Genomic DNA, 23,682 nt, shown 5'->3' on the forward strand with positions numbered 1-23,682 from the left:
CTCGCCTGGAAGATTAGCCGTTCTGCAACACGCCGCGGAACATCGGGTCCTCCAGCGCGCGACCGGTGCCCAGCGCCACGCAGGTCAGCGGATTCTCCGCCACCGTCACGGGCAGGCCCGTCTCGTCACGCAGAACCTCGTCCAGTCCCTGCAGTAACGCACCGCCACCGGTCAGGACGATGCCCTGATCGACGATATCGGCCGCCAGTTCGGGCGCGGTATTTTCCAGCGCGACGCGGACGCCCTCGACGATCGTCGCCACCGGCTCCGACAGCGCCTCGGCGATCTGGCCCTGGTTGATCTGGATTTCCTTCGGCACGCCGTTGACCAGATCGCGGCCCTTGATGTGGATGATCGTCCCGATCCCGTCGGCCGGCGGCTTCGCGCAGCCGACCTCGTGCTTGATCCGCTCCGCCGTGGCTTCGCCGATCAACAGATTGTGGTTGCGGCGGACATAGCTGACGATCGCCTCGTCCATCTTGTCGCCGCCGACGCGGACCGACGTCGTATAGGCCAGGCCGCGCAGCGACAGCACCGCGACCTCCGTCGTGCCGCCGCCGATATCGACGACCATCGATCCGATCGGCTCGGTCACCGGCATGTCGGCACCGATCGCGGCGGCCATCGGCTCCTCGATCAGCCACACCTGGCTGGCACCGGCGTTCGACGCGGCATCACGGATCGCGCGGCGTTCGACCTTGGTGGAACCCGACGGCACGCAGATCACGATCTCGGGCCAGCGGGCGAAGCGGCGGGGGCCGTGCACCTTCTGGATGAAATACTTTATCATCTGCTCGGCCACGTCGATGTCGGCGATCACGCCGTCACGCAGCGGCCGGATCGCCTCGATCGACCCCGGCGTCTTGCCCATCATCAGCTTGGCGTCGTCGCCCACGGCCTTCACGCGCTTCTGTCCGTTGATCGTCTCGACCGCCACCACCGATGGTTCGTTCAACACGATGCCGCGACCACGGACATAGACGACGGTATTCGCCGTGCCGAGGTCGATCGCCATGTCGTGGGACATGAATTTGAAGAATCGGGGCAACTTCATCTAGCGCAGGTCCATTCAACGCCGCCGGAGAGCCGGCGACCGGTCGCAGGGCATCTCGCTGGCCGCCGCATGCTCATGAGCTGCCGGATGGATGTCATGGTTAAGCGGGGTCGCGGGATGGCTTGGCTTGGTCTAGAGCCACCCTTGTGTCAATACGTCGCCTGCCCGAGCATCTGGTCAATCGCATCGCCGCCGGTGAGGTGGTGGAAAGGCCCGCCAGCGCGTTGAAGGAACTGGTCGAGAACGCGCTCGACGCCGGGGCCACGCGCATCGCCATCGCATTGGCCGAAGGGGGATTATCGCGCGTCGAGGTGGTCGATGACGGGTGCGGCATGACGCCGCCCGAACTGGCGCTGGCGCTGGAGCGGCATTGCACGTCGAAGCTGCCCGACGAGCGGATCGAGGCGGTCGAAACGCTCGGTTTTCGCGGCGAGGCGCTACCCTCGATCGCCAGCGTCGCGCGCCTGACGGTGGAGAGCCGGCCGCGCGGCGCGGACGGGTGGCGGCGCGTCGTCGATAACGGCCAGTTGATGGCGGAGGGCCCAGCCGCGCTGCCGCCGGGCACGCGAATCGTGATGGAGGAATTGTTCGCCCGCGTTCCCGCCCGCCGCAAGTTCCTGCGCTCCGCCCGCGCGGAATATGGCGCCTGCCTCGATGCCGTCCGCCGGCTGGCGATGGCGCGGCCCGACGTCGCCTTTTCGGTCGAGCATGACGGCCGCCGCGTGCTGACCGTGGCGGCGGCGGAGGGACGGCCGGCGCGCGTCGCCGCCCTCACCGACCGGGCACTCGCCGACAATGCGGTGACGATCGACTGGGTGCGCGAGGATATGGTGCTGGGCGGGGTCGCCGGCCTGCCGACCTTCCATCGCGGCGTCGCCGATCATCAATATCTGTTCGTCAACGGCCGCCCGGTGAAGGACCGGCTGCTGATCGGCGCGATCCGCGGTGCCTATGCCGAAATGATGCCGAGGGACCGCCATGCCGTGGTCGCCCTGTTCCTCGACGTGCCCGCCGATCAAGTCGACGTGAACGTCCACCCCGCCAAGACGGAGGTACGGTTCCGCGATCCGTCGCTGGTACGCGGCCTGATCGTGTCGGGCCTCCGCCGCGCGCTGGACGAGGCCGGCCACCGGGTGGTGCATCGCCCGACCGACACGGCGCTGGAGATGTGGCGGCCGGAACCCGTTCAGCCGGCACCGGCGAACCCCGACTGGTCGGCACCGTCCGCCGGCGTGGCGACCAGCCTGTTCGATCGCCGCCCCACCTTCTTCGCCGCGCCGCCACAGGCCCGCGCCGAACCCGCCTGGGCGCCGCCACCGGAGACCACCGCTCACCCGCTCGGCGTCGCGCGCGGTCAGGTCGCCAAGACCTATGTCGTGGCGGAGGCGGAGGACGGACTGGTCCTGGTCGATCAGCACGCCGCTCACGAACGCCTCGTCCTCGAACGGATGCGCGCCGCGCTCGCCGGTGGCCGCGTCGCATCGCAGGCCTTGTTGCTGCCCGAAGTCGTCGAGCTGGACGAACCCGCCTGCGACCGACTGGAGGCCCGCGCCGCCGAACTCGCCGATTTCGGGCTGGAACTGGAGCGGTTCGGCACCCGCGCGATGCTGGTCCGCGCCACCCCGGCGCTGCTGGGGCAGGCGGACCCGCGCGGGCTGATCGCCGATCTCGCGGACGAACTCGCGGCATTCGACGAGGCGCTGTCGCTGCGGGAACGGCTGGATCACGTCGCCGCGACGATGGCCTGCCACGGATCGGTTCGGGCAGGGCGCATTTTATCAGTGGTGGAGATGAACGCGTTGCTCCGCGAGATGGAGGCGACGCCGCATTCCGGCCAGTGCAATCATGGCCGGCCGACCTGGGTAAAACTGGCTCACAGCGATATCGAGAAGCTGTTCGGACGACGCTGAAAAAGCGGACCTTTGCCCGCGCCGCGATCGTTGGGCGCGCGAATGGCAAAGGAGCCTCCCATGACCGACGATCCCCGCAACGCCGGACAACACCCGTTTCCCGGCGAACCGACCCAGTCCGCCCCCGGCCTCGTCGCCGCCATGCGCAACGCGCCCGATCACGGCGAGCGGAGCTATGTCGGCAAGGACCTGCTGACCGGCAAGGTCGCCCTCATCACCGGTGGCGACTCCGGCATCGGCCGCGCGGTGGCGATCGCCTATGCCCGCGAAGGCGCCGACATCGCGATATCGTACCTGCCCGAAGAACAGGTCGATGCCGAGGAGACGCGCAACTGGGTCGAGCAGGCGGGCCGTCGTTGCGTCCTGCTACCCGGCGATCTGCGGTCGGAGGGCTATTGCCGCGATCTCGTTGCGCAGACGGTCGAGCAGTTGGGCCGGCTCGATATCCTCGTCAACAACGCCGCCGCGCAGACGATGAACAAGACGCTGGCCGACATCACGTCGACCGATGTCGAGGCCGCGTTCCAGACCAACGTCTTCGCCATGTTCTATCTCGCGCGCGAAGCGGTGCCGCACATGCAGCCGGGCGCCGTCATCATCAATACGACCAGCGAACAGGCGAAGGTCGCGAATGAGAAGATGCTGGTCTACGTCGCCACGAAGGGCGCGATCGCCAGCATGACCGTCGCCCTCTCCAACCTGCTCGCGCCCGAGGGTATCCGCGTGAACTGCGTCGCGCCCGGCCCGATCTGGACCCCGATCCAGCCGATCGCGAAGACGACGGAGGAACTGGAGCAGCTTGGCGCCGACACGCCGCTCGGCCGCGCCGGGCAGCCCGCCGAGCTGGCACCCGCCTATGTCCTGCTGGCGTCGCGGGAGGGCAGCTACATCACCGGAGCGCTGATCCCCGTCACCGGTGGCGTATCGATGCTGTAGCCAACGAAAAAGGGACCGGATCGCATCGCGATCTGGTCCCTTTGTAACGGCCGTCGGTAGATATCAGCGCGGCTGATCGGGTAACTGCACCGACGGACCGACCGTATCGACCACCTTGTGCGCATCGAAGGCGCGGATGTTATCGCGCGGGATCGGTCCCTTGCGCATCACGATCTCGGCTGCCGCCTCGTAGCGATCGACCGTGCGGATATCGAAGTCGTTACCGAACCCGCCGCCGAACCCGCCGCCCCACGGGCCCCAGCCGCCCCAGCCGCCACGGCCGTAATAGCGCCACGACGGACCCCAGAAGCCGCCGAACCCGCCATAACCAAATCCGCCGCCGCCCCATCCGCCGCCGAAGCCCGGCGTGGAATAGGTACGCGATTGCAAATTCGTGTCGCGATCGGCCATCACGAAATAATCATAGCCCTGCTGCAACGTCAGCTCGGCCGCGCGGAAGAACAGATACCGCTCCACCGTGTCGCGCGACGTCACGCTGTTGCCGGCAAAGCTGATGAGGAACCGGTTCGGCTCGATCTGCCGGTCGCTGTAACCCGTCCGATAGAAGCCCTGGCCGGTGGCCGGGCGGTAACGCGTTTCCGTCGCGCAACCTGCGACGAGAAGAGTACTGGTGGCCAACGCTGCCACAAGGGCCCTGCGGCCAAGGGAAAAAGCCATGTCGACGTCTCCGTTCGCGGCAAATGCGGCGAAACGCCCCGCCTTAGCCGTCGGTGGTGGAACGAGCGATGAACGAGTTGGCTCCCGTTCAGGAAAATGCGACCGGCAACCGCCGCGTGAACGATTATTCACCGATCAGATGCAGCGTCAGCGTGCGCCGGTGCAGCTGCCGGCGATGCTCGAACAGATAGATGCCCTGCCACGTCCCCAGCGTCATCGCGCCCTGCCGGACGGGAATCGACAGATGTACGGACGTCAGCGCGGTCCGCAGATGCGCCGGCATGTCGTCCGGCCCTTCGTCGTCATGCTCGTAATCGCGGCTTTCCGGCGCAATGCGGGCGAAATAACGCTCCACGTCCCGCCGCGCGGCGGGGGCGGCATTCTCCTGAATGAGGAGCGATGCCGACGTATGCTGGCAAAATATCGTCAGAAGGCCGCTCGCGATCCCCTGATCGTCCAGCCAACGCGCCACCTGCACAGTGATATCGATCATCCCCTGACCGTTCGTCGGGATGACCATGTCGGTAAAAGCCTGTCTCATCGACCGTCAACGCCCGCCTTGCCGCTACGGCTCCCTCCGGAACGGACCGGTCGTGACCGGTCGGGCAACGGTCCCTTTACCAATCTCCGTTAATCATGGCGTGCGAGTTCAGTTCACCTTGTCTCGCATACCTCGGCCCGGCAGGCGGATCCTGCCGGGTCGCTTTTTTGTGGCGCCAGCAATCAGGGGTAGGTGCGGAGATAGCAGGCATCGTCCTGCCGCCCGACCAGCCCCAGCCAGTGCGACAGCCGGTGCAGATCGCCAGGCTCGTCATCGCGCTCTTCCTGCGTCGCGATCGTCGCCAGAACAGCGGCGGCGCGGCGCAGCGCATTCGACCCCAGCACGATCTCGCGATCCTGCGACCGTGTATTCAGATCCTTATCAATGACCATGATGCCTTCCCCAAGCGACCGGAGCGATCCGCCCTTGCCCGATTGATGCTCAGGCGAACGGGCAAACGGCAATCGGGGTTGGGTCGACAATGAAGATAAGGTTCCCGTTGCGGGCCAAACAGCGTCCGAAACGGACCTAGTGAGCGAAATGCTCGCCGTGATGCATCAGTTCGGGACGATGCGGACAGGGAAGACGCAAGCCAGCGTCCCCAACGCCATATCGTCGCAGGACCATGGCCACGCTCGGACGATAGAAATTTATGATCCGCCGCAAACTTCGCCATATCGTCCTTCGTTCGTGACGAAGGGTGGCTCCCTGAGTAGGACTGGCACTTGCGAGCGATCGCAACGGGTTAGCCTAATTTCATTGCTCCAGATGGCGACGGGATTCTGCCGCGCCCCGGCACCGATGTCTAACCTTTTTGCGCCGGTTTCGGGGCAGGGGTTCGAGTTTCGGTGGGCGGCATGAAGCGCCCTAGTGACATCCGCGTTCTGATCGCCTGCGAGTATAGCGCGACCGTCCGTGACGCCTTCCGTGCCCGCGGATTTGATGCATGGTCATGCGACCTATTGCCGACCGAGGGCAACGCAAGCTGGCATATCGAAGGCGATGCGCTGGCCAGTGCATATAGCGGTTCATGGGACCTGATGATTGCCCATCCGCCATGCACCGATCTGGCGGTCAGCGGGGCGCGACACCTCGAGGCAAAGCGGGCTGATGGCCGGCAGCAGCGGGCGTTGGATTTCGTACGGCAGCTTCTGGATGCCCCGATCCCGCATATTGCGCTGGAGAACTCGGTAAGCATCATCAGCAGCCAAGTGCGAAAGCCCGACCAGATCATCCAGCCGTGGCAGTTTGGCCATGCAGAGACGAAGACGACGCGCCTATGGACGAAGGGGCTGCCGAAGCTGACCCACACAGACGTCGTTGAGCCGGACTATATGCGCAATGCGGACGGAACGTACTACCGCGATAAGAAGGGAAAGCGGTATTCACGCATCCACTTCATGTCCGGGAGGATGAAAGACACAGAGCGCTGGAAGGAACGCAGCCGCACCTATCATGGCATCGCCGACGCCATGGCCAAGCAGTGGGGCGACCATCTGTTGTCCATGACCTCAGAGATCGCGCATCTGACGCGGAGGGCAGCATGAGCCGCCCCCGTCTACTCGACCTATTCAACGGCATAGGCGGCTTTTCGTCGGGCTAGAGGTCGCAGGATTTCAGACCGTCGCCTTTTGCGAGGCGGATGAAGCGTGCCGACGTGTGCTGGCGAAGAACTGGCCAGGAGTGCCGATCTATGACGACGTGCGCGAACTCAGCGCCCAGCACCTCACCGCAGCTGGAATTGCCGTGGATGCCATCTGTTGGGGCTTTCCCCTGTCAGAACATCAGTCTCGCCGGTCGCATGGAAGGGATCGACGGCGCCAAGTCCGGCTTATGGCAGCACTACCGACGGCTCATTCAGGAACTCCGGCCACGGTGGGTCATCATCGAAAACTCCCCCGTCCTTCGATCTCGCGGACTGGAAACAATGCTCAGCGAGCTCACTGCGCTCGGGTATGATGCGGAGTGGCATTGTCTCCCCGCTAACGCCTTTGGCGCGCCTCACCGGCGGGATCGCCTCTGGGTTGTGGCCTACCCCACTGGCGGGCGAGACGGGCTTCCGCCGCTCGAAATTTCTACAGGGTGGGACCAGTCTCAGCACCTCGCTTGGTGGCATACCGAACCCGCTGTGGGTCGAGTGGTTGATGGGATTTCCGCCGAACCACACCGCCTTGCCCAGCTTGGGAATGCCGTCGTGCCGAGATTGTCGAAGAAATTGGGAGGGCGCTTCTCCTCTCGGAAAGGCTGGCAGCATGAACACCGACCAGATCACAGAAATCTTGGCCGCAGTATCAATGGGAGAAATGACTGTCGCAGATGCCTCCCAGCGCCTTGCCCATGAGACGGGGAACATCGAAAAAAGCACGGCAGGCGAGGCATATGGCAAATGGCACGATGCTTTGCGGACGGCTCGCGATTATGTCGCCGACGCGGCAAAAGGCAAGCTGACCTATGAAGACAGCGGCGAAGGTTTTGCCGCCATGGCTAGGGAAGACCTTCCATATTGATGCCGCGCTAGCCACCACCCACCCAGACGCCCTTGTATCAGGTTCCTCGACTGGAGGGGTGGGGCGGTGAGCCAGGATACCTACAGCACCGACGCGCCTGAGTGCCCGTATTGCGGGTACAAGCAAAGCCACGATGGCGGCTATCTCTATGACGAGGATCTGACCGAGATCGACTGCGGAAGTTGCGACCGGACGTTCAACGTCGAGGTCTATGTCAGCACCTCGTGGACATGCCGCCCGAGGCATGGAGCATGACCCCTAACGACATCAGGGTAGGGGAATGCCGTCAGGGAGAAGTAATGTGAACATGGAAGTGATCATCACCAACGCTCTGCGCGAGTGCCGGCAGGCTGCAGCCAAAGCTGCCATGCTGCGCGCCTCGATCATAGCCGCCATGCATTCTCAGTACCCGATCCACACCGACTATGACCGCGGCTATGCGCAGGGCCGACAAGACGCTGCCCGCGCTATCAGAGAGGCCCCTTCCCCGATGGGAGGGGAGGACAGACCCAAGGGAGAGAGCAAATGACGCAGGAAGCCACGTATACGATGGAACATCACATGCGGGTCTATGACGATAAGCATGGGTGGTATGTCACCATTCGGCCGGATCGCGACGGCGCCGGCGCGTACGAGATCGCTTGGAACGACGGCGACGATCAGGTGAAGGACGGGCGGACAGTTGTCATGCCGTGGGCGATGGCGCGCCTTATGGCGTCGGCTATTCTCAATACCTCTCCACCCCTTCCCGACACCGGGTTGCAGGCGTAGGCTAGGGGGATGGCGCGTGCGGTGCATTTCGTCGGGTTCCGCGGTGACGAGTATCTGGCTGCCCGGCGCGCGTTCGGGCCGCCCGACTTCGTGCATCGGATCTGGGACCGGCGATCACGGCGCGAAGTGGCGGCCGGCGACCTGATCGTGTTCGCCACGGGGTCGCACGACCAGCCATATGCCGACCGAAACGGGGATGACATCCGAGAAACCTGACTTCGTGCTTTCAGGTATGAGCGCCAGAGCGCAGTAGCCACAAACATCCATTCGCGAACAGGCGATTATCTACACCCTTCTGGTCGGGATCAGCGACTTTGCCCATCCAGCCATGCGCCCTTTAATCTGCCACCATCTCCAGCGCGCTTCTTTGTACTTATTAATAAGGTACACTGGAGGGGTTGATTTAAATAGGTTTTTTCCGGATAGGTCAGTATTAAGCCAGGACGAGTACTCACAAATTTTCGCATAGTATTCAGCTTCATTGGCCGGCATTTTTTTATCTTTATACCAAGGCCGGTGTTTGATGGTAAATTCACCAGCCACACGAACCGCTTTAAAGAAATGCCAAAGGTGAAAATATCGACGATTGTACAAAGCCAACGTTGTATCAACTTTTGCATCAAACACGTCAGGTCTAACCGGAGTCAGCCAATATCGATTTTCGTATTCGGCAATACCCATTGCAATAGGTTCATCATATTGCCGAACCTTAAGCTCTTCGAAAAGATGACTGTCACTAATATCCAGCGCACATCCTACCTTTCCGATTTTCAGCTCTTTCGATAGAACTAAAAGCCTACTCACGAAATCGGAAGGTAGCGGAGATGGCAGCTCGATGTCAGGGTCTGTGTAAAAGAAAACCTTTTCCGCAAACAAGTATGCCAACGAGTCGAAGAAATATCGAGGCCCCTTATTCGTCCGTCGTCTGATGACACGGCACCCGTGGATGCGCTCGACCTCATCAAGCATGCATTGGGTAGCTACGCCCTCGCTCGCTTGATCAATTATCACGATGTTAGCAAAGCCGTTAGCTATCAAACTGTCAACCAAGCGGCGTGTGTATGTTGGCAGATTAAAATTATTGATGTATACTGGTACAGTTTTTCGCAAAGCGCACTCGTATGCATTCACGGCGAATTTCTCCAGCGCCCCAAACCCTGAATTAGGGCCTTTGCCGAAAACTATGACAACTGCAAGCAGGCACTCCGTCAGGGACTCGTTGATCATAGCGAGAAGCTGACGGTGGCAGCGAGAGCAATGGCGTAGGGACGCATGATGCTCCATCATGCGTCCCTGGTTTCCGCATGCGGCGCTTAAGCAGTCAGCCCGTCCTTATGGCCCAGCCAGCGCGGCGAGGTCGTGTCGGTGTAGCCGTTGGGGCGTAGCGCCCATACGTTGCCGAAGAACCCAAGGAAATAGAAGGCCGCGCCGCTGGTCCGCTCGCGCATATTGCGGGCGTGCAGGCGGTCGAGTTCTCGAAGCCGTACTCCCTGTGTCGATAGCGTTGACCAAGCATTCTTGTACTGGTTGCTAGCACCCGGCGTGTAGATATTCGGATGCAGCCCAAGTTCGTACCAGTAGTTCTCTTTGCCAGCCCGCAATACCGCATCGTTCCATTGACCGATACGGGCGGGGTGACCGGTATTCATATCGTCAACGAACCCTTGATACATCGAGTCTGCCGTAATCTCCGTGCTTTCCACCGGGAAATTGTCGTAGCTATAGGCGCTATTGCCGATGCTGCGCACGATATCCATGAAGCCGGATACGTTGAGTTCATCGGCCAGATGGTCGAGCGTCGTCGTTCGCGCTTGCCCGCAGATGGTCGGGCGGAAACGGGCTGCAAAGGCGGTGGCACCGAAGATATTCTTTGCGATCGTCCATACATCTACGCTGCGCTTGCCCAGCCACTTTCGGGCTGCGCTGAACATCGCCGCGTTGCCGACGATTTCTTGCCAGCCATCACCCGGCGCAATATCGGCGCCAGCGGCAACATTGCGCTTTGCCTGCCAGAGCAAGTTGCCGCCGGGGAACACGTAGCCGTTCGCGCCAGTGCCGCTGCCGCCGTACATGATAACCTGCCCGGCCGACACAGCGGGACTTTTCCCAAGGCCGTTGCCGCCACTCTTTACCCAGATCAGATTAGGATAGGCTGTACCGTTCGCCAGACCGATCTTCGCGCCCTCGTAGGCCGGGCGGCTCTGGTTATATCCCCCACGGGCGTTGCCGAATTCGGCATGGATGATGATGTTCGGGTTAAGGTTATCCCGAATATAGGTGTACTGGTCGATATAGAACTGATCGCTGCCGGCGATGGTGTCGACATGCCCCCAGTTACGCGCCTTGTTGTTCGCCGCTTACTGCTGATTGGCAACGGCCACCATGACCTCATACGGCAGGCCGTCCGCCGCCGGAAAGCCTAGACCGCCGTTGTTGATGTAGTTTTCGCTGGTGGGCTTCGACCTGTTTTCGGGCGTATTGAATAACCCATCGCTCAATTCAGCATTGGCCCCGCCAAAGTCCAGATCACGGAAGCCACCGCCCATGTCCGCAGCCGATAGCTGCGGCAGGATGCCCCCATTGATTGACGCAGGGTCTTGGTGGTTCGGAAAATACTTGAGCGAGGTTGGGCGCGGCTTTCCTCCCAACCCGATGAAGCGGGTCCCCACCAAGGTATCCCCGGTCCAATTCACGTCATGGCGAGTACCATCGCTGTTGCTGGAAATAGTAAAACTGGTGTCGTTTAGCGGATTAGTCAACGCGCAGCCCGCGTTAGTAATAAAGTGGCCTTCCCCAAGCAAATACTTCTGTGGCGTGCGGTATGCAGATTGCGAAGACTCGAACAGCATTTCCTTGGTCACGTCATTGACGATCGGGCGTTCATCACCAACCGAACGGCCAAGATTATACCCCATCGCCAGCGGCATGAACGATGGACGGGAATAGTAGCCAACCTTACCGCTGGCGTTGGCGACCGGCGAACCGTTCTTCATGTGCTGGACTTCAAGCACCACATCCGTCCCGATGTTCGTACCGGTCACAGTCGGCGACAGCTTGATCGAAGCATTGCCTGTGCCGGTGGTCGCCGTAACGGTCGCGGCCTGCCAATCGGAAACCACGGCAGCGGTGTCCGACTTCTTGACGACACGCGCACGGAAGGCGTCAGGCGACCCGACATAGGCCACTGTCGCGATCAATTCTCCGGACGTGCGAAGCACAGGCGAGGTAACGATCATGGGCATGTCCACCTGCCCGACTGTAACCGGCCGGTTGGCGGAGTTGGATCGCGCACCGGCATGGGTTGCCGCTGTCGTCCAAGCATCTCCCCACACCGCCCCCGGCTCCGAGCTTTCCGTGCTGGACAGGGGGAAGGGGCCGAACACCACATCGCGATTAAGCGTAACGCTGATTTGACGTGGCGTGCCGGAATTTAGAAATTCAACCACGTCACCGGTGGCGAGAGCACGTGGCCACGACTTGTTCGTTCCTTCGCTGTGATTGTAGTCAGTACTGTTAAGACGACGTTTGATGTTGAACAGCGTGGAACCTCGCTGGATACCGTTCTCGAAGTACACCCCAAGGGAGTTGTCAGCGGTCACCGCCACTTGAAGTTGCGTATTGACGTTATCGACGCTGCCGATAGTGAACGATGTGTCGGCGCTTGTGCGTCGGTGTCGATTCGACCGGTGCCCGAAGTTGTTACTGGCGTAAAGGCCGGCATGTTGGGGGCAAGCGTGACGGGCGTAGAGGCCGTGGCAACCGTGATTCCGATCTGCGACGGACGCGGACTGTTCGGGCTATCCCCCAGCGCCTCGGTCAGCGTGATCGTGCTGTTCGATGCAGGTCCGCTGCCATCATAGGCCCACGTCCGCGCCGGCCGTTCACCGTATATCCCGCCGGCAGACCGCTCGCCGTGATCGTGGAGCCGGTCGCCGCCTCGGTGATCGCGCCGCTTGCCGTCGTCCCGACCGTCAGGCTGGTCGAGGATAGGAGCAGCGCGCGGAGGGACGGCTGTTCAAAGACGTTGAGCACGCCCACTGCGAGCGACGTATCGCGCGGGCTGTTCGTTGCTCCGGCCAACGTCTCGCGCAGGACGATGCTACGGGATGTCGCCGCCTCATAGTCGATGTTCGTCAGGCCGGTGACGAGGTTCGTGCCGCTGATCGCGAACCGGCCGCCGTCGTCACTGAACAGCGACAGGGTGGAACCACTCGTCTTGCCGAGAATACCGCCGATGACAGTACTGGACGCTGCGTTTTCGGTGACGCTGTTGGCGGCGAGGGAGAGGGCGGAGAGGACGGGGCGCGTCTCAAGCGACGCGATCCGGGTATCCATCTCGTTCAGGATGACGTTGATCTGGCGGTTGTCGTTCTGGGCCATGGTTTATGCTCCGAGCGCGGTAAGACGGGTGTCGAGGGCGTTCGCTGGCGCGGTGAAGCCGCTGACCTGCGATCCCAGCAGCGGAGTTCGAGCATATCGACGCGATCCTCGCCAAGAAGGCAGTACGCGACACCAGCGGCAAGCGGATCGAGGGCGGCATTCACGCGGCCCGCAAGCTACGCAAGGAACTGGTGCGCCTGTTCGAGTTTGCGGTGAAGGCGCGGATGCGACCGAACAACCCGGTCACGCAATCTGAGAAGATCAAGGATACCGCGGCCGACCGCACGAAGGGCTTCCATAGCTGGACCGAGGCGGAGATTGACCAGTACCGAGATCGTCACCCGATCGGCACGCGCGCGCGGCTCGCCATGGAAATGCTGCTATGGACGACGAAGCGGCGCAGCGACGTGCGCCAGATGGGGCCTGACGCCATCGTAGACGGCCGAATCGAGGTGACGCAGGGAAAGGGCGGCAAGACGCTGTGGATCGCCGTGGCGCCGCAGTTGCTGGAAGCCCTGACCGCCATGCCCCCGCCGCCCGCCGGCGCGACTACGTTCCTGCTGACTGAGCGCGGCCAGCCATGGAGCCGGGCAGGGTTCGGCAACTGGTTTCGCAAGCAGTGCGACGCAGCCGGGCTGTCCTAGTGTTCGGCCCATGGCCTGCGCAAGGCGAGCATGGAGGCGAATGGCTGAACTGGACATGGCGAATCAGACGCTCAAGTCGCTGTCCGGGTATAGTCGTGACGATCAGGTGGCGCATTACACGCGCGGCGCGGATCAGGTCCGCATGGCGGATGCCGCCGTCGCTGCATTGTCGAAATGGGAGAAATCCCGTCCCAAAAAGGGAGAGCGGAATGTCTAGCCCTCGCAGCTACGAATGTCTAACCTACCCCCAAACACCTACAACAGCGAGGTATTATATGAAGGGTGGCTCCCTGAGTAGGATTCGAACCTACGGCCGCTCGATTAACAGTCGAGAGCTCTACCGCTGAGCTATCAGGGATCGTTGCTGTGGGCGGGTCTATAATCGACCGAAAAGAGGATGCAACCCCGTTCGTGCACTCGGAGGCACGATCAGCCGAGAAACTGTTCCATCGTGATCCGATCGTCCAGCGCATGCTCGGGGTCGAACAATAGCGTCAACTCGCGCGCGCGGTCCATGCAGATGTCCACCTGCGCCACGTCGCGCACCTCTCGCTGGTCGGCGACGGCGGAGACGGGGCGCTTGGCCGGTTCCAGCACCGTCAGCGTGATGCGAGCCTGATCGCGCAAGATCGCGCCGTTCCAGCGACGCGGGCGGAACGGGCTGATCGGCGTCAGTGCCAGCAATCCCGCACCCAGCGGCAGGATCGGTCCATGCGCGGACAAATTATAGGCGGTCGATCCCGCCGGCGTGGCGCACAGGATGCCGTCGCACGCCAGTTCGGGCAGCACGACGCGGCCGTTCACCATCACCTCCAGCTTGGCGGTCTGGCGCGTCTCACGCAGCAGCGACACCTCGTTGATCGCGGGCAGGGTGTGGATGCGCCCGTCGATCCCGGTCGCGGTCATCTGCAACGGCGTCACCTGAAACGGCCGCGCCCGTGCCAGCCGCTCTTCCAGCCCATGCCGCCGCCACTCGTTCATCAGGAACCCAACCGTGCCGAGGTTCATGCCGAACACCGGGGTCGGCGATGTCCGCCGTTCCAGCATCCGATGCAGCGTCTGGAGCATGAAGCCATCGCCGCCCAGCGCGATCACGACATCGGCGTTCTCGACATCGACCCAGTCGGCCGCATCCGCCAGTTCCGCGGCCGCCGCTTGCGCCGGCGCGGTGGGCGAGGCGACCAGCGCCCGCCGCTCATATCCGCTCATCCGCCGGTCACGCTCATATGCCGTGCCACCGCCGGCGCCGCGCCTGCCTCGATCCGGAAGTCATGACGGGCGGGCTTCTCGCGCAGGCCGACATCGATCGCGGCATCCACCGCCGCCAGCCCGCCGTCGCGCAGCGCCGCTTTCAGATCGACCTGATCGTCATGGCCCAGGCACATGTACAGCTTGCCCTCGGTCGTCAGGCGAACCCGGTTGCAGCCATCGCAGAAATTGGCGGTCAGCGGCGAGATCAGGCCCAGCCGCGTATTGGTCCCCTCGACCCGCCAGTACCGCGCCGGCCCACCGCTGCGATGCGTGTCGCGCACCAGGGGGAAGCGCGTCGACAAATCCTCGAACACGCGCGTCAGCGGCAGGAAACGATCGACCCGGTCCTCATCGACGGCACCCAGCGGCATCGTCTCGATCAACGACAGGTCGAGGTCTTCGTCGGCGCACCAGCTCAGCATCCCGCCGATCTCGTCCTCGTTCAGCCCTTTCAGCGCGACCATGTTGATCTTCACGCGCAGCCCCGCATCGCGCGCCGCACGGATGCCACCGATCACCTGCGCAACATCGCCATGGCGGGTGATGAACCGGAAACGATCAGCGTCCAGACTGTCGAGGCTGACGTTCACCCGCCGCATGCCCGCCGCGATCAGCGTGGGCGCGTGTTCGGCCAGCCGCGTGCCGTTGGTCGTCATCGTCAGTTCGTCGAGCCCGCCCGGCCGCCCGACCATCGCGCCCAGCCGGCGCACCAGTTCGCCAACATCGCGCCGGACCAGCGGCTCGCCACCCGACAAGCGGATCTTGTTCACGCCGCGCGCCACGAATCGCTCGGCGATCACCGCGATCTCTTCCAGGCTCAGCACCTGCGATCGGGGCAGGAACGTCATCTGTTCGGACATGCAATATCGACAGCGCAGATCGCAGCGGTCGGTGACCGAAATGCGCAAATAGCGAATCGCCCGGCCATGGGCGTCGATCAGCGTGGATGGAGGAGGAGCCAGAGCGATCGACATCGGTCCCGAATTAGGGCGCGTACAGGTCATCAGCAAGAGGCGATGCCGGATTGAGGGCGACGCGACACCCGGCTACGGTTGCAACCGATGATATATCCCGATGAAGGACGCGCGGTCGACCTGATCGACGCCCGCGGACGCGCCCAGGCGGCGTTGGCCGAGGTGCGGTCTCGTGCCCGGCAGGGGGAAGCGTTGCTCGTCCTGACCGACGATGCCGCCATCGCCGACGACTTCCTCGATGCCGGCGCCTTCGCCTTCCTCGCCGCGCCGCGCGACGAGGCGGAGATCGCCGTCGCGCTTCGTTATGCCCGTCGCGCCGGCATGACGGAACGCCGCGAGCTTGCCGATGTCGATGGCGATGATGCCGCGCGGGTGCAGGACTGGCTGGCGGAACAGGTCGCGGCGAAGCGTCCCTGTGCGTTGATCGTCGTGGCCCTGTCGCGGCTCGATCTGGTCAATGCCGCGCACGGTCGCGACCGCGTCGATGCCGCCACCGCGCAGATCGCCGGCCGGATCGCCGATGCCGCCGGGCCGCACGCGTTCGTCACACGTGTCGGCGGCGCGCGTTTTCTCGTCGGACTGGACGGCGACTGGCATCCCGCGCTGGCCGCGATCGGCACGGCGCTGGCGCGTCCGTTCGATGTCGATGGCGGGCCGATGCTGCTCGGTAACCGGGTCGGCGTCGCCAAGCATGAGGGCGGGGAGGATGCCGACACGCTGGTCCGCCGCGCCGGCGACGCACTGGCACAGGCGCGGATCAGCGACGGCGCCACGACCCGCGTCGCGGGGCCGGAGGATGCGGGGTCGCTGGACGATCTCGCCGCCGACCTGCACCATGCGATCACCGGCGGCGGCATCGGCATCGTGTTCCAGCCACAGGTCGAAATCTCCAGCGGCTGCATCGTCGGTGTAGAGGCGCTGGCCCGGTGGGAGCATCCCCGGCTGGGGCCACTCGGCGCCGACACACTGTTCGCCGCCGCCGATCGCGCCGACCTCGGGATCGCGCTGTCCGACCATATCCAGCAACTGACGCTCGCCCGGGCCGCTCGCTGGCCGCGCGTGCTGGATGCGTTGCGGCTTTCCTTGAACCTGACCGCCGCCGACGTCGCGCGCGCCGGCTTCGCGCGCCTGTTCCTCGACCGCGTCGATGCCAGCGGCTTCCCACGCGGTCGCCTGACGGTCGAGATTACCGAGACGGGCATGATCCAGGAACTGGACCGGGCCGCCGCCCTGCTCACCGAGTTGCGCGGGGCAGGGTGCCGGATCGCGATCGATGATTTCGGCACCGGCTATTCCAGCCTCGCCTATCTGAAGGCGTTGCCGCTCGATTATCTCAAGATCGACAAGGCGCTCGCCCGCGACATCACCGGCAATCCGCGCGACCGGGTGGTGGTACGCGGCGTGATCGAGATCGCCCGCGCACTCGGCCTCGCGGTGATCGCCGAGGGTGTCGAGACGCCGCAGCAACTCGCGCTGCTCGCGGCGGAGGGATGCGGCTGGTATCAGGGTTTCCTGCGGGCAGGGGCGCTGGACGAGGCGGCACTGGCGGCGATGGTGGAGAAGGAACGATGATGCCTGTGGTCCTGATGCTCGCCACCGCGATCGTCGCACCGGCCGCGGCACCCGCCGCCGCTTCGTCGCCGGCCGCTGCGCTGGCGGACAGCGTCGCGGGCTGGAACACCGGCAGCCTCGATCGTTTCATGGCGGCCTATGCCGAAGACGCGATCTATGTGACCAGCAAGGGCGTGGTCCGCGGCAAGCCGACCATCGCCGAACATTATGCCCCCAGCTTCGTCGGCGGCACGAATACGCGCGGCAAGCTGACGATCGAACCGCTGGTCGAACGCCCGATCGACGCCCGCCATCACCTGCTGATCGGGCGCTGGACGCTGCATGGTCCGCAAATGCAGACCGGGCTGACGACCTTGATCTTCGAGCGTCGCGGATCGGCTTGGCGGATCATGTCCGATCACAGCAGCTGACAAAACCGTCAATCCTGTTGCCCCAAATGTCATCGGGATCGCATCATCCCGTCATGGATCTATATTGGTACTGCAATGGTAGCGTAAAAATTCCGAACTAGGGCAACCCCAGCGGCAAAGATGCCGACGGGGGAATACACATCATGGATACAAAGAACGAACGGCGCCCGCTGCGCCGGGTGGCGGATCGTCGCGCCGTGTTGCGTAACGCGGCCGGCCTCACCGTCCTGCCGCTGGGCGCCGGCCTGTTGAGCGGATGCGACGACGACAGCGGCAACCCGTCGGCCACCAGCACGACCAGCGATGCGACGACGCTCGCCTCATCGCGCGTCTCGACCGCGACGACCAGCTTCACCGTTGCGGTGCTGCCCGACACGCAATTCTATTCGCGCTACGCCACGGCGGCGGAGAACAGCCAGTTCTCCCGCAAATACGGCAGCGAGCCGTTCGCGGCCCAGACCGCTTGGATCGCCAGGAACGCCGCATCCTACAACATCCCGTTCGTCATCCACCTCGGCGACGTAGTCGATCAGGTCGGCAAGCCCGATCAGTGGAAGGTGGCCGACGCCGCGATGAAGCAACTGGAGGCGGCCCGCGTCCCCTATTCGATCCTCGCGGGCAATCACGACGTGCTCGTCGATTACGAATATCGCGGCGCCTGGGATCAGGGATCGGGCACCGATGCCCAGCGCAATCCCTCGGCCGAACCCTATATCACGTGGTTCCCGAAGACCCGCGCCGCCGCGCAGGCGACCTTCCGCGAACGCGACGGCACCGGCTTCCACGAATATCACGTGTTCGAGGCGCACGGCATCCAGTTCATGGTGCTGTCGCTGTCATGGCGCATCTCCGACAATGCCATCGCCTGGGCGCGCGACGTGATCCGCCGCAACCCGACTTTGCCGGTCATCCTGTCGAACCACCAGTTGCTCAACATCGACAAGGACGCGGTCAGCCCGCTCGAAACCGAATATGGCAAGATGTTGTGGGACAAGCTGATCCGCGACAACGACCAGATCTTCATGACGCTGAACGGCCATCACCACGGCGCCGCCCGGCTGACCAAGATCAACGATTTCGGCAACCCGGTCGAAGAGATGGTGGTCGATTACCAGATGGCCTATCAGGGCGGTAACGCGCTGATGCGGCTGTACGAATTCGATCTGTCGGCCAACCGCATCGACGTTCTGTCGTTCTCGCCTTGGGTCGTGCAGAAGCCGAAGAACACGCTCAACCAGTTCGACCGCGCCGTGCTGCCCGAAGCGAACGAGCAGTTCAGCATCGAGATGAACTTCAAGAAGCGGTTCGCGGGCTTCATGAAGTGGAAGCCGACGCTGGCCACCGTCGGCACGCCGATCCTGCCGCGCGTGAAGCAGGACCTGCTCGCCGGTTATGTCGAACCGACCGTCCCCGAACAGGTGCCGCCGCGCGACGAAAACGACTATCCGCAGGTCGCCGATACCTATGCCCATTGGCGCCCCGTCGCGGGCAAGGCCGGCATGGCGGTCGCGGTGGGCGAAACCCTGCCCGACGCGCTCGGCCAGTTTCCGATGAAGCGCGTCGCGCTCGCCGGTCCGGCACAGGTCGAGGACGTGGTCTGGTCCGACGATCGCCACCACCTGTCGTCATGCCCGGCCAGCGTGCGCTTCGTGAACACCGACAAGGTCACCGTCCGCAACAGCTCCTTCTCGACCGCGATCGACGCGGCCGTGAACAACCGCAGCTTCTGGGACGGCTATACGGTCGAAGCCTTCATCAAGGTCGACGCGAACTGGACGCGGGAGAACCATCGCTGGGGCAATATCCTCGGCCGCGTCGGCAACCGCGGCAATCTGCCCGGCTTTAACGGCGGCGACCGCGAGGCATCGTCGGTCCTGTTCGCCATCTCGTCGCTCCGCGAAGTGCAGTGGGAGGTCGTGCCGGCCACCAACTCCAGCCAGCCTCAGTCGAACTGGTCGGGCGAGATCATGCGCGACACCTGGTATCACGTCGCCATCGTCTGCGATCCCGCCACGCGGGAGACGATCATGTATGTCGAGGGCGCACCCGTCCTGCGCAACGTCACCGGCGCGATCGGCATGCGGTCGCAGGGCGTCGACAGGCCGTGGATACTCGGCGCGTCGTGGTGGAACGGTAGCCGCGTCGATGGCTATTTCGGCCATATCGGCGAAGTCCGCCTCGTCGGCCGCCCGCTGAAGCCCGAACAATGGCTCACCGCCCGCCGCGCATGATCGCGTGAACGACCGGGCCGGCGCCCTCCGCCGGCCCGCTTCGCGCGCCCCCCATTCAGGAGACACGACATGAAGAATTTCTCGATGATGGCGCTCGCCATCGCCGCCATCGCCGCCATCGCCCCCGCCATCGCCCATGCCGCCCAGTTTCAGGCGAGCGGCGACATCTTCACCGGCACCGGTTTCGGCAGCCGCTATGTCGGGCCGGGCGGCAACGCCTCGCCCAGCAACCGCGCGTTCGGATCGGTGCAGGACGGCGGCGCCGACACCTTCGACAATTTCGGCTTCTTCAACACCGGCCTCGGCGGCCTGACGCTGTCGCGGCAGGTGGAACTGCTCGACGGCAACGTCTTCCGCTTCTTCGACACCTTTACCAACGCCGGCCGGTCGGCGATCAGCACCACCGTCAACTTCTTCGGCAATCTCGGCTCCGACGGTGACGAGCTCGTCAGCACGAACAATGCCGGCCTGATCGTCAGCTGTCAGGACGACGGCGACGGCAACTGCATTGAGGATGCCGTGCTCGCGCTGGTATCGGGCAATAACGGTCTCGCCCAGGCGGCGATCACCCCCGATCGCTACAACGCCCGCTTCCTGCTGAACGTCGCCGCCGGCGAAAGCGTCAGCCTGCTGAACTTCGCGTTCCTGGCGCGTGACGAAAACGGCCCGCTCGCCAGCGACGTCACGCTCGCCCGGACCACCGGCGCCGCGCTGCAGGCCGCGCCGCGTACCGAGGGGCTGACCGCCACCCAGATCGGCCGGATCGTCAATTTCAGCGTCAGCGCCGTGCCGGAGCCCGCCAGCTGGACGATGATGATCGCCGGCTTCGGCGCGATCGGCGTCGCCATGCGCCGTCGCCGCACCGCGCGCGTCACCTTCGCCGTCTGATCGAAAGACCTTCATGGGCGCCGCCGGTGGTGGCGCCCAACATACATCATACAGGGTAACAATAATGAACGTGTTGAAGATCCGCCTGCTGGGCAGCGCGGTCGCCGTGATCGGCATGACCATCGCCGGCACCGCCGCCGCGCAGGTCACGGGCGTCGCCGCCGTCGCCCCGGCGTCTGACGATGCGACGGTGGCGGCCGATCCCGCCCCGAATCCCGACCAGTCGGGCCAGACCGCCAGCGAATCCCTGACCGACGATATCGTCGTCAACGGCCGCCGCCAGCAGAGCGCGATCGCGGAAGAACGCGCCGCCGTCGGCGTGCTCGACATCGTCACCGTCGGCGACGTGGCCATCCATTCGCAGACCAGCATCGCCGATCTCGCCAAGCAGTTGCCAGGCGTCTCGGTCAGCCGCGACCAAGGCCGCAACCAGAGCGCGACGGGCGAAGCGCAGTACGTCACCATCCGCGGCTTCGACACCGGCTACAACGCCTATACGCTGGACGGCGTCCGCCTGCCGCACACGTCGGGCAATTCGCGCGCCATCTCGCTCAACCTGTTTTCGCCCTTCGCGATCGGCAACATCGTAGCCGACAAGACGCCGGGCGCCGCCAAGGACGCGGATTCGATCGCCGGCAATCTCGACCTGCGTACCCCGACCGCGTTCGATTTCGCCGCGTCGTTCATCCGTGGCCGCGTGCTGGCGCAGGGTGCCAAACTGGCCATCCGTCGCAAGCAGGAGGGGTTCGGCGGTGCGATCGGCCTCGACACCGCACAGCGCTTCGGTGACCACAACCAGTTCGGCATCTACGTCGCCGGCTATTACGAGGAACGCGGCAACACCGCCGAATCGACCGCCGTCCAGAATGATTACAAGACGACGAGCTTCAACGTCGGCACCGCCCGCGCCAATGGCGATGCGCTGTCGGCCGACGGCGTCCAGTGGAATTTCTACAACAACAAGATCAAGCGCTACGGCGCGACGGGATCGTTCGATTTCCGCAGCGATCCCGTCGATCTGTTCGCGCGGATCAATTACGCCACGTACCTGAACACCAATACGATGAACCAGACCGCGCTCCGCAACGAACTGACACGCGGCCAGACCAACCCCAATCCGAACGGGTCGTACAATGCCGCCGGCGTGTACACGCCCTATGGCATCAATCCGGCCAGCTATTTCCGTACCGAGGATATCGAACAGGAACTGCTGTCGGCGCAGATCGGGGCCAGGGCGCATGCCGGGGCGTTTACCGCATCGATCGAGGGTGCCTATGCCGATGGTCGCCTCGACCAGCCGAACCGGATCGAGGCGGCGTTCCGCGGCATCGCCTTCAACGGCGCGGCGTCGAACACCGGCGCGGCCAGCGCGGGGGTGAACGTCGATTTGTCGAACAACAAGTCGCCGCGCCCCGTGCTGTCGTCGGCCGCCATCGCCTATATCTCGTCGCTCGATCGCCCGACCCAGCTCTACGTGCAAAAGGGTTATGACTATCTGTCGGAAACGAAGAAGACGCTGAAGGGCAGCATCGGCTGGCAGAATGAGGGCGTGCTGACCGGCGTCACCATCGGCGGCCTGTACGAGGATTCGGATCGCAAGGGACGCAGCCTGGCACCCGACAACACGCGCTATCGCTTCCTCACGCCGCTTCAGAACGGCACCGTGACGGGGCCGACGATCAACCAGTATCTGGGCGACGTGCTGAACGGCTTCCTCGATTACTATCCGCCCCGGCCGATCAAGGTCCTGTCGCGCCAGCAGCTGGACGCACAGGCGCGCCAATATGTCCCCGGTGTGCTGGCCGGCGTGTCGGCGAATACGATCAACCAGGGGCTGCTCGACGGCAACGAGAAGCGCAAGGCGGTGTACGCCACCGCCGACCTGAAGCTGGGAACGCTAGAGATCACCCCCGGCGTCCGGTACGAGGACAACGACTTCTCGGCCCGCTTCTTCCTCCGCGATGCCAACGGCGCCCGCTTCGTCAGCGCCGGCCGCCAGTACGATCATGTCGACCCCAGCATCCTGGCGGCGTGGAAGCCCGACGACCGGCTGGTCGTGCGCGGTGCGGTGCGGTCCAGCTATGCCCGCCCCGCCTTCGACCAGATCGCCGGCCCTACCCAGATCAGCGAGCCGTCGAGCGCCGGTGTCGTGACGATCGTCCAGCCCAATCCCGACCTGAAACCGGTCGAGGCTTGGAGCTATGACGCAGGCATCGAATATTATGCCGGCGTCGGCCGCTACGTACAGCTTTCCCTGTACTACAAGGACCTGAAGAACATCCTCGTGCCGACCGGCACCCGTTCGGTGGCGCAGGCCGGCAGCAGCGCGGGCACGATCCTGATCCGTCCGACCAACGGGCTTGGCGGCAATGCCAAGGGCATCGAACTGTCCGGCCGTTTCACGCTCGGCGATCTGGCGGGGTCGAGCATGCTCGGCAATCTCGGCATCGGCGGCAACGTCACCTACCAGAATACCGAGGCGAACTATCAGATTTCCGCCACTGACATCCGCCGGACCAGCCTGCCACAGGCGCCCGACCTGATCTTCAATGCCGAGCTGTTCTATGCCGCCGGCCCGGTTCGCACCAATCTCTGGTACAACCACACCGGCCGCTTCCTGGCGACGGTGCAGGACTCCCAGCCCGACATCTATGTCCAGTCGGTCGGCGAACTGAACTTCGGGTTGGCGTACGAAGTGACCGACAACCTCGAAATCGGCGCATCGGTCCGCAACCTGCTCGACCAGCACACCTATTGGGCGACGGTCGGCAAGTCGAAGAAGTACATCTCCAACGATCGTAATGGCGGCTATATGGAAACCGGCCGCGTCTATCAGTTCAGCCTGACGATGAAGATGTGACCGATCACGAGGATGGCGGTGTCCTACACCGCCATCCTCGTATATCCCTCGATCGCTCGCTCTTTCTCAACCGTC

The 23,682-nt window shown here is 63.9% G+C and carries 26 protein-coding genes and 1 tRNA gene; 16 read left to right on the plus strand and 11 right to left on the minus strand.

All coding sequences use genetic code 11. The features are described 5' to 3' along the window. Positions 1-13: 13 nt before the first annotated feature. Positions 14-1,054: a rod shape-determining protein gene (locus tag JAO74_RS03665; RefSeq protein WP_199035275.1), complete on the minus strand. Its 1,041-nt coding sequence runs from the start codon at positions 1,052-1,054 to the stop codon at positions 14-16. A gap of 146 nt (positions 1,055-1,200) precedes the next feature. Here JAO74_RS03665 and mutL point away from each other — a divergent pair, with 146 nt between their 5' ends. Further along, positions 1,201-2,964 (plus strand): DNA mismatch repair endonuclease MutL, encoded by a 1,764-nt coding sequence (gene mutL / locus JAO74_RS03670; protein WP_199035277.1) that lies wholly within the window; start codon positions 1,201-1,203, stop codon positions 2,962-2,964. A gap of 60 nt (positions 2,965-3,024) precedes the next feature. Next, on the plus strand, positions 3,025-3,900 hold the full coding sequence (locus JAO74_RS03675) for an SDR family oxidoreductase (protein ID WP_199035279.1): 876 nt from the start codon (positions 3,025-3,027) through the stop codon (positions 3,898-3,900). Between the two features lie 63 nt (positions 3,901-3,963). On the opposite strand, the gene JAO74_RS03680 is transcribed toward JAO74_RS03675, so the two are convergent. The 3 genes from JAO74_RS03680 to JAO74_RS03690 form a co-directional block, all read right to left on the minus strand. Beyond that, positions 3,964-4,578 (minus strand): CC0125/CC1285 family lipoprotein, encoded by a 615-nt coding sequence (locus JAO74_RS03680; RefSeq protein ID WP_199035281.1) that lies wholly within the window; start codon positions 4,576-4,578, stop codon positions 3,964-3,966. A gap of 124 nt (positions 4,579-4,702) precedes the next feature. After that, complete coding sequence (locus tag JAO74_RS03685) at positions 4,703-5,119, minus strand: secondary thiamine-phosphate synthase enzyme YjbQ (RefSeq protein WP_199035283.1); 417 nt, start codon at positions 5,117-5,119, stop codon at positions 4,703-4,705. A gap of 182 nt (positions 5,120-5,301) precedes the next feature. Next, positions 5,302-5,511, minus strand: a complete 210-nt coding sequence (locus JAO74_RS03690; RefSeq protein WP_199035285.1) for a hypothetical protein — start codon at positions 5,509-5,511, stop codon at positions 5,302-5,304. Between the two features lie 465 nt (positions 5,512-5,976). On the opposite strand from JAO74_RS03690, the gene JAO74_RS03695 reads away from it, so the two are divergent. The 7 genes from JAO74_RS03695 (at position 5,977) to JAO74_RS03725 (ending at position 8,613) form a co-directional block, all read left to right on the plus strand. Next, positions 5,977-6,666: a hypothetical protein gene (locus JAO74_RS03695; RefSeq protein WP_199035287.1), complete on the plus strand. Its 690-nt coding sequence runs from the start codon at positions 5,977-5,979 to the stop codon at positions 6,664-6,666. 203 nt (positions 6,667-6,869) lie between these two features. After that, entirely contained in the window at positions 6,870-7,460 is a 591-nt protein-coding gene (locus JAO74_RS19225; protein ID WP_416194287.1) for a DNA cytosine methyltransferase, read from the plus strand. Next, positions 7,372-7,626, plus strand: coding sequence for a hypothetical protein (locus JAO74_RS03705; RefSeq protein WP_199036111.1), 255 nt, complete (start codon positions 7,372-7,374; stop codon positions 7,624-7,626). Before JAO74_RS19225 ends, JAO74_RS03705 begins: the two co-directional genes overlap by 89 nt. A gap of 66 nt (positions 7,627-7,692) precedes the next feature. After that, positions 7,693-7,881 (plus strand): hypothetical protein, encoded by a 189-nt coding sequence (locus JAO74_RS03710; RefSeq protein ID WP_199035291.1) that lies wholly within the window; start codon positions 7,693-7,695, stop codon positions 7,879-7,881. Positions 7,882-7,933: 52 nt separating this feature from the next. After that, complete coding sequence (locus JAO74_RS03715) at positions 7,934-8,155, plus strand: hypothetical protein (RefSeq protein WP_199035293.1); 222 nt, start codon at positions 7,934-7,936, stop codon at positions 8,153-8,155. After that, a complete protein-coding gene (locus JAO74_RS03720; RefSeq protein ID WP_199035295.1) occupies positions 8,152-8,397 on the plus strand; it encodes a hypothetical protein in 246 nt (81 codons plus the stop codon). Before JAO74_RS03715 ends, JAO74_RS03720 begins: the two co-directional genes overlap by 4 nt. Before the next feature lie 9 nt (positions 8,398-8,406). Next, entirely contained in the window at positions 8,407-8,613 is a 207-nt protein-coding gene (locus tag JAO74_RS03725; protein ID WP_199035297.1) for a hypothetical protein, read from the plus strand. 69 nt (positions 8,614-8,682) lie between these two features. On the opposite strand, the gene JAO74_RS03730 is transcribed toward JAO74_RS03725, so the two are convergent. The 4 genes from JAO74_RS03730 to JAO74_RS03745 form a co-directional block, all read right to left on the minus strand. Further along, the gene (locus JAO74_RS03730) at positions 8,683-9,624 is read right to left on the minus strand and encodes a glycosyltransferase family protein (protein WP_199035299.1); all 942 of its coding nucleotides are present in this window, start codon (positions 9,622-9,624) and stop codon (positions 8,683-8,685) included. An 86-nt stretch (positions 9,625-9,710) separates the two neighbouring features. Continuing rightward, complete coding sequence (locus JAO74_RS03735; RefSeq protein WP_199035301.1) at positions 9,711-10,469, minus strand: hypothetical protein; 759 nt, start codon at positions 10,467-10,469, stop codon at positions 9,711-9,713. A 285-nt stretch (positions 10,470-10,754) separates the two neighbouring features. Next, complete coding sequence (locus JAO74_RS03740; RefSeq protein ID WP_233150652.1) at positions 10,755-11,996, minus strand: hypothetical protein; 1,242 nt, start codon at positions 11,994-11,996, stop codon at positions 10,755-10,757. Between the two features lie 217 nt (positions 11,997-12,213). Continuing rightward, entirely contained in the window at positions 12,214-12,777 is a 564-nt protein-coding gene (locus JAO74_RS03745) for a hypothetical protein (RefSeq protein ID WP_199035304.1), read from the minus strand. A 191-nt stretch (positions 12,778-12,968) separates the two neighbouring features. On the opposite strand from JAO74_RS03745, the gene JAO74_RS03750 reads away from it, so the two are divergent. Both JAO74_RS03750 and JAO74_RS03755 read left to right on the plus strand, forming a co-directional pair. Beyond that, on the plus strand, positions 12,969-13,421 hold the full coding sequence (locus tag JAO74_RS03750) for a site-specific integrase (RefSeq protein ID WP_199035306.1): 453 nt from the start codon (positions 12,969-12,971) through the stop codon (positions 13,419-13,421). Positions 13,422-13,461: 40 nt separating this feature from the next. Then, on the plus strand, positions 13,462-13,638 hold the full coding sequence (locus JAO74_RS03755) for a hypothetical protein (protein WP_199035308.1): 177 nt from the start codon (positions 13,462-13,464) through the stop codon (positions 13,636-13,638). A 66-nt stretch (positions 13,639-13,704) separates the two neighbouring features. Here JAO74_RS03755 and JAO74_RS03760 read toward each other — a convergent pair. From JAO74_RS03760 to moaA, 3 genes are all read right to left on the minus strand, one after another. Further along, positions 13,705-13,779, minus strand: a tRNA-Asn gene (locus tag JAO74_RS03760). 71 nt (positions 13,780-13,850) lie between these two features. Further along, entirely contained in the window at positions 13,851-14,630 is a 780-nt protein-coding gene (locus tag JAO74_RS03765; RefSeq protein ID WP_199035310.1) for an NAD kinase, read from the minus strand. After that, positions 14,627-15,646, minus strand: coding sequence for a GTP 3',8-cyclase MoaA (gene moaA / locus JAO74_RS03770; RefSeq protein ID WP_199035312.1), 1,020 nt, complete (start codon positions 15,644-15,646; stop codon positions 14,627-14,629). Before moaA ends, JAO74_RS03765 begins: the two co-directional genes overlap by 4 nt. Positions 15,647-15,733: 87 nt before the next feature. Between moaA and JAO74_RS03775 the strand changes: the two genes are divergently transcribed. The 5 genes from JAO74_RS03775 to JAO74_RS03795 all read left to right on the plus strand — a co-directional run bounded on the left by JAO74_RS03775 (position 15,734) and on the right by JAO74_RS03795 (position 23,607). Beyond that, positions 15,734-17,218, plus strand: a complete 1,485-nt coding sequence (locus tag JAO74_RS03775; RefSeq protein ID WP_199035314.1) for a GGDEF domain-containing phosphodiesterase — start codon at positions 15,734-15,736, stop codon at positions 17,216-17,218. Further along, positions 17,215-17,628 carry a YybH family protein gene (locus tag JAO74_RS03780; RefSeq protein WP_199035316.1) on the plus strand — a complete coding sequence of 138 codons (414 nt, stop codon included), beginning with the start codon at positions 17,215-17,217 and terminating at the stop codon, positions 17,626-17,628. Before JAO74_RS03775 ends, JAO74_RS03780 begins: the two co-directional genes overlap by 4 nt. A 143-nt stretch (positions 17,629-17,771) precedes the next feature. After that, positions 17,772-19,859, plus strand: a complete 2,088-nt coding sequence (locus JAO74_RS03785; RefSeq protein ID WP_199035318.1) for a LamG-like jellyroll fold domain-containing protein — start codon at positions 17,772-17,774, stop codon at positions 19,857-19,859. A gap of 69 nt (positions 19,860-19,928) precedes the next feature. Then, positions 19,929-20,747, plus strand: a complete 819-nt coding sequence (locus JAO74_RS03790) for a PEPxxWA-CTERM sorting domain-containing protein (RefSeq protein WP_233150653.1) — start codon at positions 19,929-19,931, stop codon at positions 20,745-20,747. A 64-nt stretch (positions 20,748-20,811) separates the two neighbouring features. Then, positions 20,812-23,607, plus strand: a complete 2,796-nt coding sequence (locus JAO74_RS03795; RefSeq protein WP_199035320.1) for a TonB-dependent receptor — start codon at positions 20,812-20,814, stop codon at positions 23,605-23,607. Positions 23,608-23,682 lie beyond the last annotated feature (75 nt).

This window comes from Sphingomonas mollis, assembly GCF_016427505.1.
GTDB classification, from domain to species: Bacteria; Pseudomonadota; Alphaproteobacteria; order Sphingomonadales; family Sphingomonadaceae; genus Sphingomonas; species Sphingomonas mollis.

Excerpts from the sequence above, each read along its gene's own strand:
- JAO74_RS03665 (WP_199035275.1), bottom strand. The coding sequence starts at position 1,054 with ATGAAGTTGCCCCGATTCTTCAAATTCATGTCCCACGACATGGCGATC.
- JAO74_RS03675 (WP_199035279.1), top strand. The coding sequence starts at position 3,025 with ATGACCGACGATCCCCGCAACGCCGGACAACACCCGTTTCCCGGCGAA.
- JAO74_RS03680 (WP_199035281.1), bottom strand. The coding sequence starts at position 4,578 with ATGGCTTTTTCCCTTGGCCGCAGGGCCCTTGTGGCAGCGTTGGCCACC.
- JAO74_RS03685 (WP_199035283.1), bottom strand. The coding sequence starts at position 5,119 with ATGAGACAGGCTTTTACCGACATGGTCATCCCGACGAACGGTCAGGGG.
- JAO74_RS03690 (WP_199035285.1), bottom strand. The coding sequence starts at position 5,511 with ATGGTCATTGATAAGGATCTGAATACACGGTCGCAGGATCGCGAGATC.
- JAO74_RS03695 (WP_199035287.1), top strand. The coding sequence starts at position 5,977 with ATGAAGCGCCCTAGTGACATCCGCGTTCTGATCGCCTGCGAGTATAGC.
- JAO74_RS19225 (WP_416194287.1), top strand. The coding sequence starts at position 6,870 with ATGCCATCTGTTGGGGCTTTCCCCTGTCAGAACATCAGTCTCGCCGGT.
- JAO74_RS03705 (WP_199036111.1), top strand. The coding sequence starts at position 7,372 with ATGAACACCGACCAGATCACAGAAATCTTGGCCGCAGTATCAATGGGA.
- JAO74_RS03715 (WP_199035293.1), top strand. The coding sequence starts at position 7,934 with ATGGAAGTGATCATCACCAACGCTCTGCGCGAGTGCCGGCAGGCTGCA.
- JAO74_RS03720 (WP_199035295.1), top strand. The coding sequence starts at position 8,152 with ATGACGCAGGAAGCCACGTATACGATGGAACATCACATGCGGGTCTAT.
- JAO74_RS03725 (WP_199035297.1), top strand. The coding sequence starts at position 8,407 with ATGGCGCGTGCGGTGCATTTCGTCGGGTTCCGCGGTGACGAGTATCTG.
- JAO74_RS03730 (WP_199035299.1), bottom strand. The coding sequence starts at position 9,624 with ATGATCAACGAGTCCCTGACGGAGTGCCTGCTTGCAGTTGTCATAGTT.
- JAO74_RS03735 (WP_199035301.1), bottom strand. The coding sequence starts at position 10,469 with ATGTACGGCGGCAGCGGCACTGGCGCGAACGGCTACGTGTTCCCCGGC.
- JAO74_RS03745 (WP_199035304.1), bottom strand. The coding sequence starts at position 12,777 with ATGGCCCAGAACGACAACCGCCAGATCAACGTCATCCTGAACGAGATG.
- JAO74_RS03755 (WP_199035308.1), top strand. The coding sequence starts at position 13,462 with ATGGCTGAACTGGACATGGCGAATCAGACGCTCAAGTCGCTGTCCGGG.
- JAO74_RS03765 (WP_199035310.1), bottom strand. The coding sequence starts at position 14,630 with ATGAGCGGATATGAGCGGCGGGCGCTGGTCGCCTCGCCCACCGCGCCG.
- moaA (WP_199035312.1), bottom strand. The coding sequence starts at position 15,646 with ATGTCGATCGCTCTGGCTCCTCCTCCATCCACGCTGATCGACGCCCAT.
- JAO74_RS03775 (WP_199035314.1), top strand. The coding sequence starts at position 15,734 with ATGATATATCCCGATGAAGGACGCGCGGTCGACCTGATCGACGCCCGC.
- JAO74_RS03780 (WP_199035316.1), top strand. The coding sequence starts at position 17,215 with ATGATGCCTGTGGTCCTGATGCTCGCCACCGCGATCGTCGCACCGGCC.
- JAO74_RS03785 (WP_199035318.1), top strand. The coding sequence starts at position 17,772 with ATGGATACAAAGAACGAACGGCGCCCGCTGCGCCGGGTGGCGGATCGT.
- JAO74_RS03790 (WP_233150653.1), top strand. The coding sequence starts at position 19,929 with ATGAAGAATTTCTCGATGATGGCGCTCGCCATCGCCGCCATCGCCGCC.
- JAO74_RS03795 (WP_199035320.1), top strand. The coding sequence starts at position 20,812 with ATGAACGTGTTGAAGATCCGCCTGCTGGGCAGCGCGGTCGCCGTGATC.